This is a genomic window from Brevundimonas sp. (assembly GCF_044336875.1).
GTDB lineage: Bacteria > Pseudomonadota > Alphaproteobacteria > Caulobacterales > Caulobacteraceae > Brevundimonas.
The window spans coordinates 37,581-51,993 of record NZ_JBIIOP010000015.1 but is presented as its reverse complement, the minus strand read 5'-3'; the positions used below and the strand labels follow the sequence as shown (position 1 = coordinate 51,993).

Genomic DNA, 14,413 nt, shown 5'->3' with positions numbered 1-14,413 from the left:
GCGTATTCATGGCCAGACCACATCTGTCGTCGGGCGACTTCTTCGGCGCCGCCGCGCGGACGATCGAGGCCGGCGGCTTCCGTGTCGGTCTGTGGATCGCCAGCCGCCCGCCGGAAGCGGTCGAGGGCCACGCCCATGACGACGCCCATTTCATCCTGGCGCTGGACGACGGCTATCGCAGCCTTGCCCATGATCCGCTGACGCCGAGGGACGCCGCCTTCGGTCCCGGCGCCCTGGTGTGGAATCCCGCCGGGGTCGAACATCGCGACTGTTTCGACGTGGCCGGCGGCCGCTTCCTGTCGATCAGTTTCGACCCGCCCAAGGGCGCCCGACAGGGCGACCCGATCCGATTGCGCGACGCCGGGGCGGAGGGCGCGGCGCGGCGGCTGGTCGGGGTCGCTGGCCGGTTCGCGACAGGGGACGCGGTCGTCATGGAGGGGCTGACCCTGGACCTGGCGGGCGCGGTCCTGTCGCCCGGCGAACTGGATGAGGATCCGGCGCCGGACTGGTTGTGGCGCGCCTACGACGTCCTGCACGATCTGGCCGATCGGCCCGGACTGGAGGTGGCGACTGTGGCCCGCATGGTCGGGGTCCATCCCGTCTCCCTGGCGCGCCGCTATCGCCGTCATTTCGGCTGTTCTCCGGCGGCGGCCATCCGCCGGGCGCGCGCGGACCGGGCGGCGGGCCAGATCGCGCGCGGACGAGATCTGGCCGAACTGGCCCTGGGGACGGGCTATGCCGACCAGAGCCATCTGACCCGGGAGTTCGGTCTGATCTACGGCCTGACGCCCGCGCGCTATCGCGCCCTGTTCGCCTAGGGTCTGGCCGGTTTCACCTGTTCAAGACGGCCGAGCCGCCACGTGCGATTCCGGGTCGCTTCCCTCCCTTCAAGGATCGTCATGCGTAACCTGTTTCTCGCGACCCTCGGCCTCGCCCTCGTCGCCGCTCCCGCTCTTGCGGAGCCGAACTGGCCTGTCGCCGCCCCGGAAACCCAGCAGGTCTCGGCCGAGGGGCTTGCGGCCATGGACGCCGCCGTCCGCGCCGGGACCTTCCAGAAGATCACCAGCATCCTGATCGCGCGCCACGGTCGGCTGGTGCACGAGGTCTATTTCGACGAAGCGGGACGTGACGGCCGCCGCAACAGCCGCTCCGTGACCAAGACGGTCACCGCCATGCTCGTCGGCGCCGCCGTGGCGCGCGGCGACATCGCCGGCGTCGACGCTCCCGTCCTGCCCTTCGTCGCGGACCACGGCCCGTTCGACAATCCCGATCCGCGCAAGGCGGCGATCACGGTCGAGGATCTGCTGACCATGAGCTCCCTGCTGGAGTGCGACGACGACAACTCCTTCTCGAGCGGCAACGAGGAGCGGATGTATCTGATCGAGGACTGGGTGAAGTTCGCCATGGACCTGCCGGTGCGCGGTTTCCCCGACTGGATCCCGCGGCCCGAGAACCAGCCCTATGGCCGGGCCTTCTCCTACTGCACCGCCGGGGTGACCACCCTGGGCGCCGTGGTCCAGTCGGCGACCGGCAAGCCGCTGCAGGATTTCGCGCATGAGGCCCTGTTCGGTCCGTTGGGGATCGAGGGCGAACACTGGCAGATGTCGCCCATCGGTCTGGCCCAGGGCGGGGGCGGTCTGGGGCTGCGCAGCCGCGATCTGCTGACCCTGGGCCAACTTCTGCTGAACCAGGGGCGGTGGGAAGGCCGTCAGGTCCTGCCCCAGGCCTGGACCCGCGCCATGACCGCGCCCCACGCCAGCGTCGATCCGCAAAAGGGCGACTACGGCTATCTGATCTGGCTGCCGACCTATTCGGTCGCGGGCGCGGCGCACCCCGCCTGGACCATGTCGGGCACAGGCGGGAACAAGGTCGCGATCATTCCGGATCTCGATGCGGTCGTGGTGGTGACGACCGAGAACTTCAACGTCCGCAATCCGCATGGCCTGGCCGACACGCTGATCGCGGACCATGTGCTGGCGGCGATGAAATAGGGCGTTCGTTCGCGCTTCGCCAATGGACGGGGGCGTGCGTTCGCGAACGGCGGGCGTGCGTCGCCGCATGTGAAGTGGCGGCGAGCCGAGGGCGTCGGCAGGGTCTGGTCATCGAGAGCCGGTCGTCGGTTCTCTCCCAAACAGGACTCCACGCCATGAAGACCTTCGCCTTCGCCGCCCCCATCGCACCCATCCTTGGAATGATCGTCGCCGCCGTCGTCTCTGCCCCCGCCTTCGCCGCCGACCTGACCGTCGAGTTTCCGGCCGCCGCGCCCCAGGGCAAGATCATGGTCGCCCTGTTCAACAGCGAGGCCAACTACGGCGGCGAGGGCCAGCCCGCCCGTTACGCCGTGGTCGAGATCGCCGAGGGCCAGAAGAGCGTCGTCTTCGACAGTCTGCCGGACGGCGACTATGCGGTGCGCGCCTTCCATGACCTGAACGGGGACGGCAAGATGAACACCAATCCGTTCGGCATGCCGATCGAACCCTACGCCTTCTCCAACAACGCGGTCGGCGTCATGGGGCCGGCGACCTGGGAAAAGGCGAAGTTCGCCGCCGCCGGCGCCACCGTCCAGTCGGTGGACCTGAAGTAACCGACCCGCCGGCGACCTCGACCAAGATCTTGAACCAGAGCCCGACCATGACCCCCTCCCGCCGTTCCTTCCTGATGGGCGCCGCCGCCCTGTCCGCCGCCGTCGCCACGCCCGAGATGGTCCGGGCCGCGGCCGCCCTCGACGCCGCCTCCAGGGCGGACTGGGCCATCGCCACCCGCGACGTGGAAGGCGACGTCGCCCGCCGGGCCCTGCGTCTGGTCCACGGCCGCGCGCCCCAGGGCCTGTCGGGCGCCCTGTATCGCAACGGGCCGGGCAAGTTCCGGCGGCCGGGCGGTTCGGTCAGCCACTGGTTCGACGGCGACGGCCTGATGCGCGCCTTCCGCGTCGAGGACGGCCAGGCCACGCTGGAGGCCCGGTTCGCCGACACGCCGAAGCGCCGCTGGGAGAGCGAGATCGACGCCGTGGTCACGCCGGGCTTCGGCACCAAGGGCGACGACCGCGCCAAGGTCGGCTCCAACGACGACGCCAACGCCGCCAACACCGCCGTCATGGTCGCCGGCGACCAGATCTGGGCCCTGTGGGAGGCAGGCGCGCCCCTGGCCATGAAGGCCTCGGACCTGTCCAGCCAGGGCTTCGTCACCCTGCGCGACGACCTGAAGGGCATGCCGTTCCAGCCCCACCCGCGCTACGATCCGGACGGCACGGTCTGGAACGTCGGCCTCGCCGGCGACCGGGCGGTGATCTGGCGGCTGAACCCCGACCGCAGTCTGAACGAGGCCCAGATCGTCCGCCTGCCGCGCGCCAGCTATATGCACGACTTCACCGCCACGGATCGCCACATCGTTCTGGTGCTGCAGCCCTGGCTGTTCGAACGCCACGGCGCCCCGGTGATCTCGGGCCTGGCCTGGCGGCCCGAGACGGGAACCCAGGTCATGGTGCTGGACAAGGACGACCTGACCAAGACCCGTCTCTATGATCTGCCGGGTTTCTTCCACTTCCACCTGGGCGACGCCTGGGCCGAGGCGGACGGCACGATCCGCTTCGACGTGGCCGCCAGCGCTGATCCGCGCTTCGCCGTCGACGGCGCGCGGGTGCTGGTCGAGGGTCAGGGGACGGTGCCCGGCGATCCGGCCAGACTGGCCCTCATCACCCTGCGTCCCGACGGCCGCGCCGAGATGTTCACCAGCGACGCGGTGGGCGAGTTCCCCAAGTCCGACCCGCGCCGCGCCGGTCTGGCCCGCCGCCTGACCGTCCACACCGCCGGCGAGACGCGCGGCCGGCCCCTGCCGACCGGCCTCGCGGTGCAGGACTGGAAGACCGGCCGCTCTCAGGGCTTCGACTTCGGCGGTCATCAGATCGTCGAGGAGACGGTCTTCGTGCCCAAGCCGGGCGCTACGGCCGAGACCGACGCCTGGCTGGTCGGCCCCTCGATCAATCTGCGCGAGGGCCGCACGGAACTGCACGTCTATGACGCCGCCCACGTCGACGACGGCCCCGTCGCCACCTGGGCCGCCGACATCGCCCTGCCGGCCGGCTTCCATGGGGTCTGGGCGGGATAGGCCCGAACCTTGCGCGCCTTCACGGTTCGAAAAGCCTGACGTGCCAAGGTGAGACCATGACGCCTTCTCAGACGCCCGCCGATCTTCGCCCCATCACGGCCCTGCGCTTCGGCGCGGCGATCTGGGTGGCTGTCTATACCTTCTGGGAGAATCTGGCCGGCGCCGGCCAGTCGACCCTGGTCGGCAAGGGCTATCTGGGGGTCGAGCTCTTCTTCGTCCTGTCCGGATTCATCCTAAGCCACGTCTATCTGCAGGCGGCCGGCGAGAAGCGGTTCTCGTATCGCGGCTTCCTGTGGGCGCGGGTGGCGCGGGTCTATCCGCTGCATCTGGCGACTCTGCTGGGCGTCGGCGCCTTGGCCGCCGCCGCCCTGTTCGCGGGGATGAGCGTGGACGGCAATGTGCTCAGCTGGGCCTCGCTTCCGGCCAATCTGCTGATGGTCCACGCCTGGGGCTTCGCGCCGGTGGCGGGCTGGAACCACCCCTCCTGGTCGATCTCGGCGGAATGGTTCGCCTATCTCTGCTTCCCCCTGTTCGCCTTCGTCTTCTGGCGCGTGCGCGACAAGCCGGTGGCGGCCGTGGTCGGTGCGGCGGCCTTCCTGACGGTCCTCTATTATGTCTTCGAACGGGTCGCGGGCTTTTCGCTGACCGAGGCCACCATCCGCTGGGGCGCGCTGCGGATCGTGCCGTGCTTCGCCCTGGGTTGCGCCCTGTATCTGGTCTATCGCCGCGCCCCGCTGAAGGCGCCCTGGACCGCCTCGGCCGTCTCGTTCGGCCTGATGGCGGTCAGCGCGGCCCTGGGCCTGTGGGACGGGATCACCGTGCTCCTGGCCGGCGCCCTGATCCTGTCGCTGGCCTCGCTGCCGAACGAACGCGCCGGCTGGCTGGCGTCAAAACCGGCGGTCTATCTGGGGGAGATCAGCTATTCGGTCTATATGGTGTGCGTGCCTTGGAAGCTGCTGGCGGTGAACCTGGCCGCCAAGGTCACCGATGCGCCGGACAAGCAACTTCACGTTTTCGTGTGGCTGGCGGTCCTGGCGCTTCTGCCGGTCGTGGCCGCCGTCTCCTATCACCTGATCGAGCACCCGGCGCGCAAGGCTTTGCGTGGAATGGGCAAGCGCGGCAATAAGTTTTCAGACACGAATATGAAGCACGGCGATACGCCGAAAGAACTTGCAACAGGGCGTGAGCCCGTGGCCTAAAGGGCGTCCCATAGGCGGGTCGGGATACCCCAAGTATGATGAAACGGCTCAAAGCCGTCGCGGTTGCGACGACCCTCGGATTTTTTGCGCTGGGCGTGGCGCCCGCTTCCGCAAAGGCCGATGAGCCGTACTGGCAGTGCGTGACCTTCGCGCGCATGTTCTCGGGCATCAACATCTTCGGCGACGCCTGGACCTGGTGGCGTCAGGCCGCCGAGAATTTCCGCACCGGCAAGGCGCCCGAGACCGGTTCGGTCCTGGTCTTCCGTCCCGAGGGCCGCATGAGCCGGGGCCATGTCGCCGTCGTCTCCGACATCCTGACCGACCGCGTGGTCCGCGTGACCCACGCCAACTGGGGCGGCAGCCGCGGCAAGGTCGAGGAGAACGTCACCGTCGTCGACGTCTCGCCGTCCAACGACTGGTCGCAGGTCAAGGTCTGGTACAATCCGATCAACGGCCTGGGCACCACCGTCTATCCGACCTACGGCTTCATCTACAAAGGCGCCCGTGACGCCTTCGACACCGGCCGCCAGATCGCCTCGAACGCCTCGAGCCAGTCCCGCCAGTAAGTCCGCTTGCGCGGGGTTCACGCGCGGGCGATAGGCGGGCATGACCCAATCCAGCGACATCACCTACGCCGGCTATCTGGCGTTGGACGACCTGCTCTCGACCCAGCATCCGCTGTCGGACCAGCACGACGAGATGCTGTTCGTCGTCATCCACCAGACCAAGGAGCTGTGGCTCAAACAGATCCTGCACGAGGTGGCCCTGGCCCAGTCCATGGTCCGCGCCGGCGACCTGGTCCCCGCCTACAAGAGCCTGGCCCGCGTCAGCCGCATCCAGGCCGTTATGACCCAGAGCTGGGACATCCTGTCGACCATGACCCCGGCCGACTATCTGCGTTTCCGGGGGGCGCTCGGCTCGTCCTCGGGCTTCCAGAGCGACCAGTTCCGCCGTTTCGAGGCCATGCTGGGCCTGAAGGATTCCAGCTTCCTCAAATTCCACGCCGACCGGCCCGAGGCCCTGGCCGCCCTTCAGGCCGCCATCGCCGCCCCCAGCCTCTACGACGACGCCCTGGTCCAGATGGCCAAGGCCGGCCTGCCCGTGCCCGCCGGGGTGCTGGCCCGCGACGTGACACAGCCCTATGAACCGTCCGAAGCCGTCGAGGCGGCCTGGCTGGAGGTCTATCGCGACACCGAGAAATGGTGGTCCCTGTATCAGCTGGCCGAGAAACTGGTCGATCTGGATGACGCCCTGCTGACCTGGCGGCACAAGCACGTGGTCACGGTCGAACGGATCATCGGCCGCCGTCGCGGCACCGGCGGCACCGAGGGGGCGGCCTATCTGGCCTCGACCCTGACCAAGCGCTGTTTCCCCGAGCTGTGGTCGCTGCGCACCAAACTTTGATCCGCGCTTGATCGGGCTGCGGCAACCTTCGCCGCGCCCGGCCATTCTCCGTCTGACCGCAATCGCGGAGGAAACGGACGAGATGAGCAACCCCAACGCCCACGACATCAAGGTTCTGAACGGCCTGATCGAAACGACGCTGGACAGCGCGGACGGCTATCGCGAGGCCGCCGACGAGACCCGCGACCCGCATTATCGCGCCCTGTTCGAACGCCGCAGCTTCGAACGCCAGCAGGTGGTCGAAGACCTGTCCGGCGTGGTGCGCGGCCTGGGCGGCGACCCCGAGGCCCACGGCTCCATCCTGGCCAAGGCCCACCGCGCCTTTCTCGACGTCAAACACGCCCTGCTGCGTGAGGACGACCCCGCCGGCTCCATAGACAGCGGCGAGGGCTTCATCGCCGCAAAGTTCGAGAAGGCGCTGGAGGATTCCGCCATCTCGGCCACGACGCGCGAAACCATCCGCCGCGCCTATGCCGCCGTCCAGCCCGGCCATGAGGCGATGGAGGAGCTGAAACACAGTCTGGAGGGCCAGAAGGACGCCTCGAATCCGCTTTATCCGCAGTAAAACCGCACGGGTTTCTCCCTCCCCCTGCGGGGGAGGGTGGCTGAGCGAAGCGAAGCCGGGTGGGGACGGCAGGGCGACGCTCCACCGATCTGTCTTGGATCAGACCAGTTGCGGCCGCCCCCACCCGGTCGCTACGCGACCACCCTCCCCGGGACGGGGAGGGAGAGGCGCCGTCATCGCCGCAAAGAAAAAGGCCCCGGCGTTTCCGCCGGGGCCTTCGTCATTTCGCATTCAAGCCTTGGATCAGGCTTCGTCGCCCTTGTCGGCCGAGCCGGTGACCGGAACCACGGCGCCCTTGGCGGGACGGACCGTCTGGCGTTCGGCGATACGGGCCGACTTGCCGCGACGATCGCGCAGATAATAGAGCTTGGCGCGACGCACGACGCCGCGGCGCTTCACTTCGATCGACTCGATGTTCGGCGACAGAATGGGGAATTTGCGTTCGACGCCTTCGCCGAACGAGATCTTGCGGACCGTGAAGGTTTCGCTGATGCCGCCGCCGTCACGGGCGATGCAGACGCCTTCGAAGGCTTGGACGCGCTCGCGCTCGCCTTCCTTGATCTTCACGTTGACGCGCAGGGTGTCGCCGGGCTGGAATTCCGGGATCTTGCGTTCGCCCAGGACGCGGGCTTTTTCTTCGGCGTCCAGCTGTTGAACGATGTTCATGTCATTTCTCCTCGGGCTTTGCGCCCTTTAGCTGTGAATTGGCGGAATGCGCCTCCCAGAGGTCTGGGCGCCGCTCCCGCGTCGTCTTCTCCCGCTGCGCTTCGCGCCATTGTGCGATCTTCTTGTGATCGCCCGACAGCAGCACCTCAGGTATCTCCAGCCCCTCGAACGTCCGCGGTCGCGTGTACTGCGGGTGTTCCAGAAGCCCGTCCTCGAAACTCTCGGACGACAGGCTGTCTGCCGCGCCGAGCACTCCGGGGATCAGTCTTACGCACGCCTCGATCGCGACCATCGCCGCCGCCTCGCCGCCGGCGAGAACCGCATCTCCGACCGAGACCTCCTCGAACCCGCGGGCGTCGAGCACCCGCTGGTCCACCCCCTCGAAACGGCCGCACAGCACGACGATTCCGTCGGCCTTGGCCCATTCCTTGACGCGCGCCTGGGTCAGGGGCCGACCCCGGGCGCTCATGTACAAAAGCGGCCGCTTCGGTCCCGACAGGCTATCCACCGCCCGGGCCACAACGTCCGCCTTCAGCACAGCTCCCGGGCCGCCACCCGCAGGGGTGTCGTCCAGGAAGCCGCGCGTATCTGTGGAAAAGGCGCGAATGTCAACCGTTTCCAGGCCCCACAGCCCCTTCTCGCGCCAGGCCGTGCCGATCAGCGACACGCCGAGCGGGCCGGGAAAGGCCTCGGGAAACATGGTCAGGACGGTGGCTAGAAAGGGGGGGGCGGTAAGGGACATGGCGCGCGCTCATACACGAAATGCGCGCCAATGCCTCCCTCTCGCGCGCCCCTGGCCCGTCTTGCACGCGGGCGGGGGCCTCAGGGCGCCGGGGCGACCGTCAGGGCCGAGGCCGAGGCGGCGCAGCCGCTCAGGGTGTCGTCGCCGATCTCGACCCGCGCCGTCAGGGGATAGGTGCGGTCGCTCATCCCGTCCGAACATTCGGTGGCGATCAGCACCACGTTCAGCGCCTGGGTCAGGTCGGTGGACGAGGCGTAGGTGGCCACCGTGCCCTGGACCGTCGCGCCCCGGTTGGGCGCCCGCTGGGTCGGCTGGTCGACGCGGGTGTAGATCAGGGCGTCCTGAGTGATCTCGACGCTCCAGAAGGGTTCCGTGCCCAGGGCCCGCACCGGCTTGCCCAGATCGACCCCGGCCAGAACCGGCGCCGCTTCGGGCGGGGGGGCGGATTCCGGCTTCTTGTCGTTGCGGTCGTAGCAACCGCCCAGGGCCAGGACGGACATCAGGACCGGCGCGGCCAGAACTGCAGCAATGATCGGACGCATAACAAACTCCCCCTGGCTCAACGTGCAGGTGTGGGCGGGGGCGGTCTCGGTCAAGGGCCGGGCGTGAGTTATGCTGTCTGGATGTCGATTCGCCCGACCGCATACGAATTCTTCGCCGGCGGCGGGCTGGCCGGGCTAGGCCTGTCAGGCGTCGACACCCTGTTCGCCAACGACATGGACGCCGCCAAGGGCCGCGCCTTCGTCGCCAATCATCCCGATGTCCCGTTCCGCCTGGGCGACGTCTGGTCTCTGACCTCCGCCGATCTCCCGGGCGCGCCGGATATGGCCTGGGCCTCATCCCCCTGTCAGGACGTCAGCCTGGCCGGGGCGCGCGGCGGGCTGGAGGCCGGGCGGTCGGGCGCCTTCTGGGGCTTCTGGAAACTGATCCAGGCCCTGGCGGTCGAGGGCCGTGCGCCGCGCGTCGTCGTGCTGGAAAACGTCATCGGCCTGCTGACCTCGGGCCAGGGGCGGGATTTCGCCGCCGTCTGCACGGCCATGGTCCGGGCCGGCTACCGCGTCGGGGCGCTGGAAATGGACGCCGCCCACTGGCTGCCCCAGTCGCGCCCCCGCCTGTTCGTCGTCGCGGTGAAGGGTGAGGCGCCCGAGACGACGACTCCGTCCGGCCCCTTCCATTCCCCGCGTCTGGTCGCCGCCCACGCCCGTCTGCCCCAGGCCGTGCGCGACGTCTGGGCCTGGTGGTCCCTGCCTGTCCCGCCGCGCCGCAACCAGGATCTCGCCGCTCTGCTGCAGCCGGACGATGCGGTCGACTGGCTGGAGGACGGCGAGGCGATCCTCTCCCTGGCCGCTCCCCTGCACCGCGCCCGCGTTCAGGCCGCCGTCGCCTCGGGCGTCCGCACCATCGGCGCCGCCTATCGCCGGGTCCGGGTCGAGGGCGGCCGGAAGGTGCAGCGGCTGGAAATCCGTTTTGACGGCTTGGCCGGCTGTCTACGCACGCCCGCCGGCGGGTCGTCGCGGCAGTATGTGGTGGTCTGCGACCAGGGCCGGGCGCGGGTGCGACGTCTGACCGGACGCGAGGCGGCCCGGCTGATGGGGGTGTCGGACGACTATGTCCTGCCGTCCAGCGAAAGCGCGGCGCTGAAACTGATGGGCGACGCCGTGGCGGTTCCGGTCGTTCGCGCCCTGGCCCAAGGCCTGCTGTCGCCCGCCCTGAACTCGCGTCGCGCGGCCGCCTGAAATGCAAAAGGCCCCCGGCGAAACCGGGGGCCTGATGAGACGGTTCGGAACAAACCCGTTCAGTCGATCAGCGCTGGACCCACTGGCCCTGGGCGTTGCGGTACCACTGGCCCGACTGGATGCGGGGCAGAAGCTGGCTTTCGAACATCCGGGCGCCGGCGACATCGGCGCTGGTGCCGGCGTCGGCCGCGCTGCGGGCGTAGGCGGCGCGGCGGCCGGCGTTGGTGGCGTCCACGGCGGCGCGCAGGGCGGCGTCGGAAGTGGCGTTGCGGAAGCCGACGTAGCCGTCGGCCTGTTCGCCGACATTGCCGGCGGCCTTGGCCTGATCGATCAGGGCCTTCTGGGCGCTGGTCTGGGCGATGGCGACGCCGCCGACGGCGAGCGAGACGGCGGCGACAGTCGCGCCGATGGCGAGGAATTTACGGAAGGTCATGTCAGCCTGTCCTTTCAGAAGAAGCGAGGCGATCAGAAGAGATTCGGATTCTGCTGCAGCAGTTGCTGCAACTCCTGGTCCAGACGAACGCGGACGTCAGCGTCCAATTTGGCGTAAATCTGGATCGGCGCAACCTCCAGACGGATGGTCGGGGCGCAGGCCGAGACGGCGACGAGGGCCGCTCCGAAGCCGAGGCCGGCCAACTGGCGCTTGTTGATCATGACGAGGGCTCCGGTTCGTCTAGGGTAGGGGGCCTACTAGCACGGCCTTGGGTGAATGGTCGCTGAATGGTTCCGATCATTGGTCGGCGGTCGTCGGCTGTTCCGGCTGATCCTGGTCCTGTTGACCCTGGCGGGCCCGGTTGACGGCCATCAGGTCCGAGATCAGCTGGTTGGCGTTCAGGGTGGTGTCCAGGGTCAGGTCGATCTGGGTGCCTGACGGCAGGGGCAGTTCCCGGTTCAGGAATTTCCGGCTGATCAGCTCGGACAGGGTCAGACGCAACTCCTGCCGCTGCGGCGGCTCATGCCGGCCCCGGATGTGGAACAGGACGGCGACCCGGCCCCCGTCCAGGCTGTTCACATCGGCGCTCAACACGTCGAAGGCCAGGTTCTCCATCGCCTGATAGGCCAGGTCCTGAACCATGTTCGGCGGCACCTCCTCGCCCCCGCCGCCTGCGCTGACGTCGGTCAGGACCTCGCGCTTGATCGACAGTCGACCCGGCTGGACCGCGCCCAGGCTCCCCGCCGTGATCTTCAGACCGGTCTTGGGGTCCATGGTGAAGGGCAGGCGGCCCGAGACCACGGCGTCCAGCAGCACCTTGTCGTCGAAGCCGGTGTCGGCGACCACGTCGCCCAGCTGGACCCGGTCCAGCACGATGACGCCGCTATAGGCCTGGGTCGCGTCCAGCGGCACCACGAAAGGCTCCACCGAGACGGTCCCGCCTCCCGCCTGGACCGAGCCGCCCGCGATGCTGATCCCCGCCGCATCGATGGCGAAGGTCAGGTCCAGGGCCGTGGCGTCGGTCCCGACTTCCAGGCTGTCGATCGTCAGCCTCTGGTTCGGGGCGGTGACGATGGCCGGGCTCAGGCTGGTGAATTCGATGTCGCCCCGGACGCCCTTGACCGGTCCGGCCGGGCTGACGAAGTCCAGACCCGGCACGCGCAGGACGCCGCCGGAGGTCGGCTCGCCGTCCTTGGTCCAGTCGAACCGGCCGTCGAAGCCGATGGATCCCGTCACCGGCGACTGGACGAAGGCGTCGACCATCGGGCTCAACATCGACGGCTGCAACCCGCCTTCGGCGAAGACCACCTGGGGGGCGGCGACATGGACGCCCCCGGCGCCGGTCCGGCCATTGTGCGCCAAGGTCAGGCGGCCCAGGGTCGTCGCCGCCGCCGCGCCGGTCCCCTTCAGGTCGAAGCCGCCGCTCCAGTTCTCATTGGCCAGGGTCGCCCGGCCCGAGGCGGCCAGGGCTTCGAACCGCTGGGGCGTGGTCGTGTCCGTCACCCGGGCGTCGGCGACCGTCGCCGTCAGCCCGACTCCGGCCCTGCTCCCGTCGACCACGATGCGGCCGGACGCCTGTTCGAACCGCATCCCCAGGAAGGGCGCCTGGGCCTCGACCGCGCGGAAGTCGCCGACCACGCGCCAGACCCCGTCCTTGGCGCTCAGAAGCGGCGCGCCCTCGGGACACAGCTTCCCGGCCAGCTGATGCACGTCGTTCTCGTCCAGCTCCAGCCGCTCGACCGTCAGGTCGACGCAGTCGGGGGTCACATAGGTCAGACGCCCGTCGGCCATGGCCAGCAGGCCGCGCGTCCGGGCACCTATGCCTCGCGCCAGATCGAAATCCAGCCTGGCCCGTCCGTCCAGAAGAGCCTCGAACCCTGTCTCGGTCAGCCGCCATTTGGGCACGGCGACCGCCAGTTCCGGCAGGCCCCGACCCCGCGTCGACGTCAGGTTCAACGCCCCGCCGCCCAGCCGACCCGGCTCGGCCTGATAGGCGCCTTCGCCGGCCTGGGCCACGGTCAGCACCCCGCCGTTTGCGGGCGTCAGGGTCACGGGACGCGGCAGGACCACGCTGGTCCCGCCCGAACCGGTGGCGAACCGCACCGAGGGGGCGTTCAGGGCGAACGACCCCAGGGCCTTCTTCATCTCGGCCAGTTCGGCGATGTCGTCGGACCCGACCGGCCCGAACAGCGGCCAGGCTCCGCCCGCCGACCGGATCGAACCTTCGGCCGCGATCCGCACCGCCCCGTCCTGAACCACGTCCAGGGTCAGGTCGCCCCGCGCCTGTTTCAGCGTCAGGTCGCCGAAGCCGATCCGGTCGAAGGTCGCCGTGACCGGGCCCGTGGCCTCGAAGCTGGCGTCCCGCCCGCCCAGCGACAGGGCGGACGAGCGGATCGACAGGCCGCTGGCCTGGGCCGCGCCGGCGCGGCCCGACGCAGCGTTCAGGGCCATTGGCGTGTCCAGGCTCCAGCGCAGGGCGTCGTCGCGCGACACCACCAGCCGTCCGCCCGTCGCCGTGGCCGCCACGCGCGCGGCCTTCAGGTCCGGTCCGTCGATCGCCGCCGCCTTCAGGTCCAGCGCCGTCGTTCCCGCAATGCGGAAGGTCTCGATCCAGCCCGTGGTCGCGCCGTCGAACCGGGCTGTGACCGCGGCGTCCCGCGCCCGCGTCTCGCCCGCGCCCAGAACGCCGCTGACCAGATGCGCATCGACCACGGCCCGGCCGTCGCCGCGTCGCGTCTTCAGGTCGGGATAGGGCAGGTCTCCGGTCAGGCTCAGCCGGGCGCGCTCGCCGTCCACCGTCGGGGTGGCGAAGCCGTCGGCGCCGGCCTCGATCTTCAGGGCGACCCGGTCGCCGGTCGTGGTCAGGTCCACGGTCGCGCCCAGGCCCCGGGCCTCGATCTCGCCGCTCTTCAGCGCCGCCGCCGGCATCCGCGCCGCCAGTCGCATCAGCTTGCCGTCGTCGATCCGCGCGTCGGCCAGCAGCTGGACCGGTCCATATTCGGTGTCGAGTCGCGCTTGTCCGCCCTCGATGATGACCAGGGGGCTGCGCGAATCCGGTCGCGGCGGGCCGCCGGTGAATTCCTTGACCAGAGGGTCCAGCGACCCCAGCGACAATTTCCCCTCCTTCCAGCTGGCCCGCATCACCGGCCGCACCAGACGGATGCGGCTGGGGGTGACGCCAAGGCCGGTCTTCGACCAGGGCAGGGCCACGGCGTAATCGACCTCGACCCGCTCGACCGTCACGTCCGGGTTACGGGGATCGCCGATGCGGATCCGGCCGACGAAACCGTCCAGCTCGATCCGCTCAACCTCGACATCGGCCTGGATGCCGCGCTGGTCCAGCCAGCCGACCAGAACGTCCCGCGCCGCCGCCCGGCGGTTCAGATAGAGGGCCGCCAGCAGAAGCGCCGCCACCAGCAGCAGCGCCAGCAGCACCAGGCCGAGGCGACGCGCCAGGCCGCCGCCCCGGCGCGGGGGGCGAGACGGTCGAACGGGGGGGATGGCCGTATCTTCGGTCAAACGAGAATGTCGCGTCGATTGGAAACAGGTCGCCGGATCACCATC

General features: G+C 69.5%; 15 protein-coding genes. 9 read left to right on the top strand and 6 right to left on the bottom strand.

What is annotated here, in order from left to right; genetic code table 11:
- Positions 1 to 8 precede the first annotated feature (8 nt).
- The 8 genes from ACIQ1T_RS15045 (at position 9) to ACIQ1T_RS15010 (ending at position 7,272) form a co-directional block, all read left to right on the top strand.
- On the top strand, positions 9 to 818 hold the full coding sequence (locus tag ACIQ1T_RS15045) for a helix-turn-helix domain-containing protein (protein WP_395945357.1): 810 nt from the start codon (positions 9 to 11) through the stop codon (positions 816 to 818).
- Between the two features lie 81 nt (positions 819 to 899).
- On the top strand, positions 900 to 1,991 hold the full coding sequence (locus tag ACIQ1T_RS15040; protein WP_395945356.1) for a serine hydrolase domain-containing protein: 1,092 nt from the start codon (positions 900 to 902) through the stop codon (positions 1,989 to 1,991).
- Positions 1,992 to 2,146: 155 nt separating this feature from the next.
- Complete coding sequence (locus tag ACIQ1T_RS15035) at positions 2,147 to 2,584, top strand: DUF2141 domain-containing protein (protein ID WP_395945355.1); 438 nt, start codon at positions 2,147 to 2,149, stop codon at positions 2,582 to 2,584.
- Between the two features lie 47 nt (positions 2,585 to 2,631).
- Complete coding sequence (locus tag ACIQ1T_RS15030; RefSeq protein ID WP_395945354.1) at positions 2,632 to 4,104, top strand: carotenoid oxygenase family protein; 1,473 nt, start codon at positions 2,632 to 2,634, stop codon at positions 4,102 to 4,104.
- Positions 4,105 to 4,160: 56 nt separating this feature from the next.
- Positions 4,161 to 5,303: an acyltransferase family protein gene (locus ACIQ1T_RS15025; RefSeq protein ID WP_395945353.1), complete on the top strand. Its 1,143-nt coding sequence runs from the start codon at positions 4,161 to 4,163 to the stop codon at positions 5,301 to 5,303.
- 35 nt (positions 5,304 to 5,338) lie between these two features.
- Positions 5,339 to 5,869: a CHAP domain-containing protein gene (locus ACIQ1T_RS15020; RefSeq protein ID WP_395945352.1), complete on the top strand. Its 531-nt coding sequence runs from the start codon at positions 5,339 to 5,341 to the stop codon at positions 5,867 to 5,869.
- Between the two features lie 40 nt (positions 5,870 to 5,909).
- Positions 5,910 to 6,707: a tryptophan 2,3-dioxygenase gene (locus ACIQ1T_RS15015; protein ID WP_395945351.1), complete on the top strand. Its 798-nt coding sequence runs from the start codon at positions 5,910 to 5,912 to the stop codon at positions 6,705 to 6,707.
- 82 nt (positions 6,708 to 6,789) lie between these two features.
- The gene (locus ACIQ1T_RS15010; protein WP_395945350.1) at positions 6,790 to 7,272 is read left to right on the top strand and encodes a PA2169 family four-helix-bundle protein; all 483 of its coding nucleotides are present in this window, start codon (positions 6,790 to 6,792) and stop codon (positions 7,270 to 7,272) included.
- A gap of 243 nt (positions 7,273 to 7,515) precedes the next feature.
- On the opposite strand, the gene rplS is transcribed toward ACIQ1T_RS15010, so the two are convergent.
- The 3 genes from rplS to ACIQ1T_RS14995 all read right to left on the bottom strand — a co-directional run bounded on the left by rplS (position 7,516) and on the right by ACIQ1T_RS14995 (position 9,222).
- Entirely contained in the window at positions 7,516 to 7,938 is a 423-nt protein-coding gene (gene rplS, locus ACIQ1T_RS15005; RefSeq protein ID WP_395945349.1) for a 50S ribosomal protein L19, read from the bottom strand.
- 1 nt (position 7,939) lies between these two features.
- On the bottom strand, positions 7,940 to 8,680 hold the full coding sequence (gene trmD, locus ACIQ1T_RS15000) for a tRNA (guanosine(37)-N1)-methyltransferase TrmD (RefSeq protein ID WP_395945348.1): 741 nt from the start codon (positions 8,678 to 8,680) through the stop codon (positions 7,940 to 7,942).
- 80 nt (positions 8,681 to 8,760) lie between these two features.
- On the bottom strand, positions 8,761 to 9,222 hold the full coding sequence (locus ACIQ1T_RS14995) for a COG3650 family protein (protein ID WP_395945347.1): 462 nt from the start codon (positions 9,220 to 9,222) through the stop codon (positions 8,761 to 8,763).
- Positions 9,223 to 9,303: 81 nt separating this feature from the next.
- Here ACIQ1T_RS14995 and ACIQ1T_RS14990 point away from each other — a divergent pair, with 81 nt between their 5' ends.
- Positions 9,304 to 10,416, top strand: coding sequence for a DNA cytosine methyltransferase (locus ACIQ1T_RS14990; protein WP_395945388.1), 1,113 nt, complete (start codon positions 9,304 to 9,306; stop codon positions 10,414 to 10,416).
- A gap of 67 nt (positions 10,417 to 10,483) precedes the next feature.
- Here ACIQ1T_RS14990 and ACIQ1T_RS14985 read toward each other — a convergent pair whose 3' ends face one another.
- From ACIQ1T_RS14985 to ACIQ1T_RS14975, 3 genes are all read right to left on the bottom strand, one after another.
- Complete coding sequence (locus ACIQ1T_RS14985; protein WP_395945346.1) at positions 10,484 to 10,849, bottom strand: DUF1318 domain-containing protein; 366 nt, start codon at positions 10,847 to 10,849, stop codon at positions 10,484 to 10,486.
- Between the two features lie 32 nt (positions 10,850 to 10,881).
- Positions 10,882 to 11,070: a YnbE family lipoprotein gene (locus ACIQ1T_RS14980; RefSeq protein ID WP_395945345.1), complete on the bottom strand. Its 189-nt coding sequence runs from the start codon at positions 11,068 to 11,070 to the stop codon at positions 10,882 to 10,884.
- A 76-nt stretch (positions 11,071 to 11,146) separates the two neighbouring features.
- Positions 11,147 to 14,368, bottom strand: coding sequence for a YdbH domain-containing protein (locus tag ACIQ1T_RS14975; protein ID WP_395945344.1), 3,222 nt, complete (start codon positions 14,366 to 14,368; stop codon positions 11,147 to 11,149).
- Positions 14,369 to 14,413: the final 45 nt, after the last annotated feature.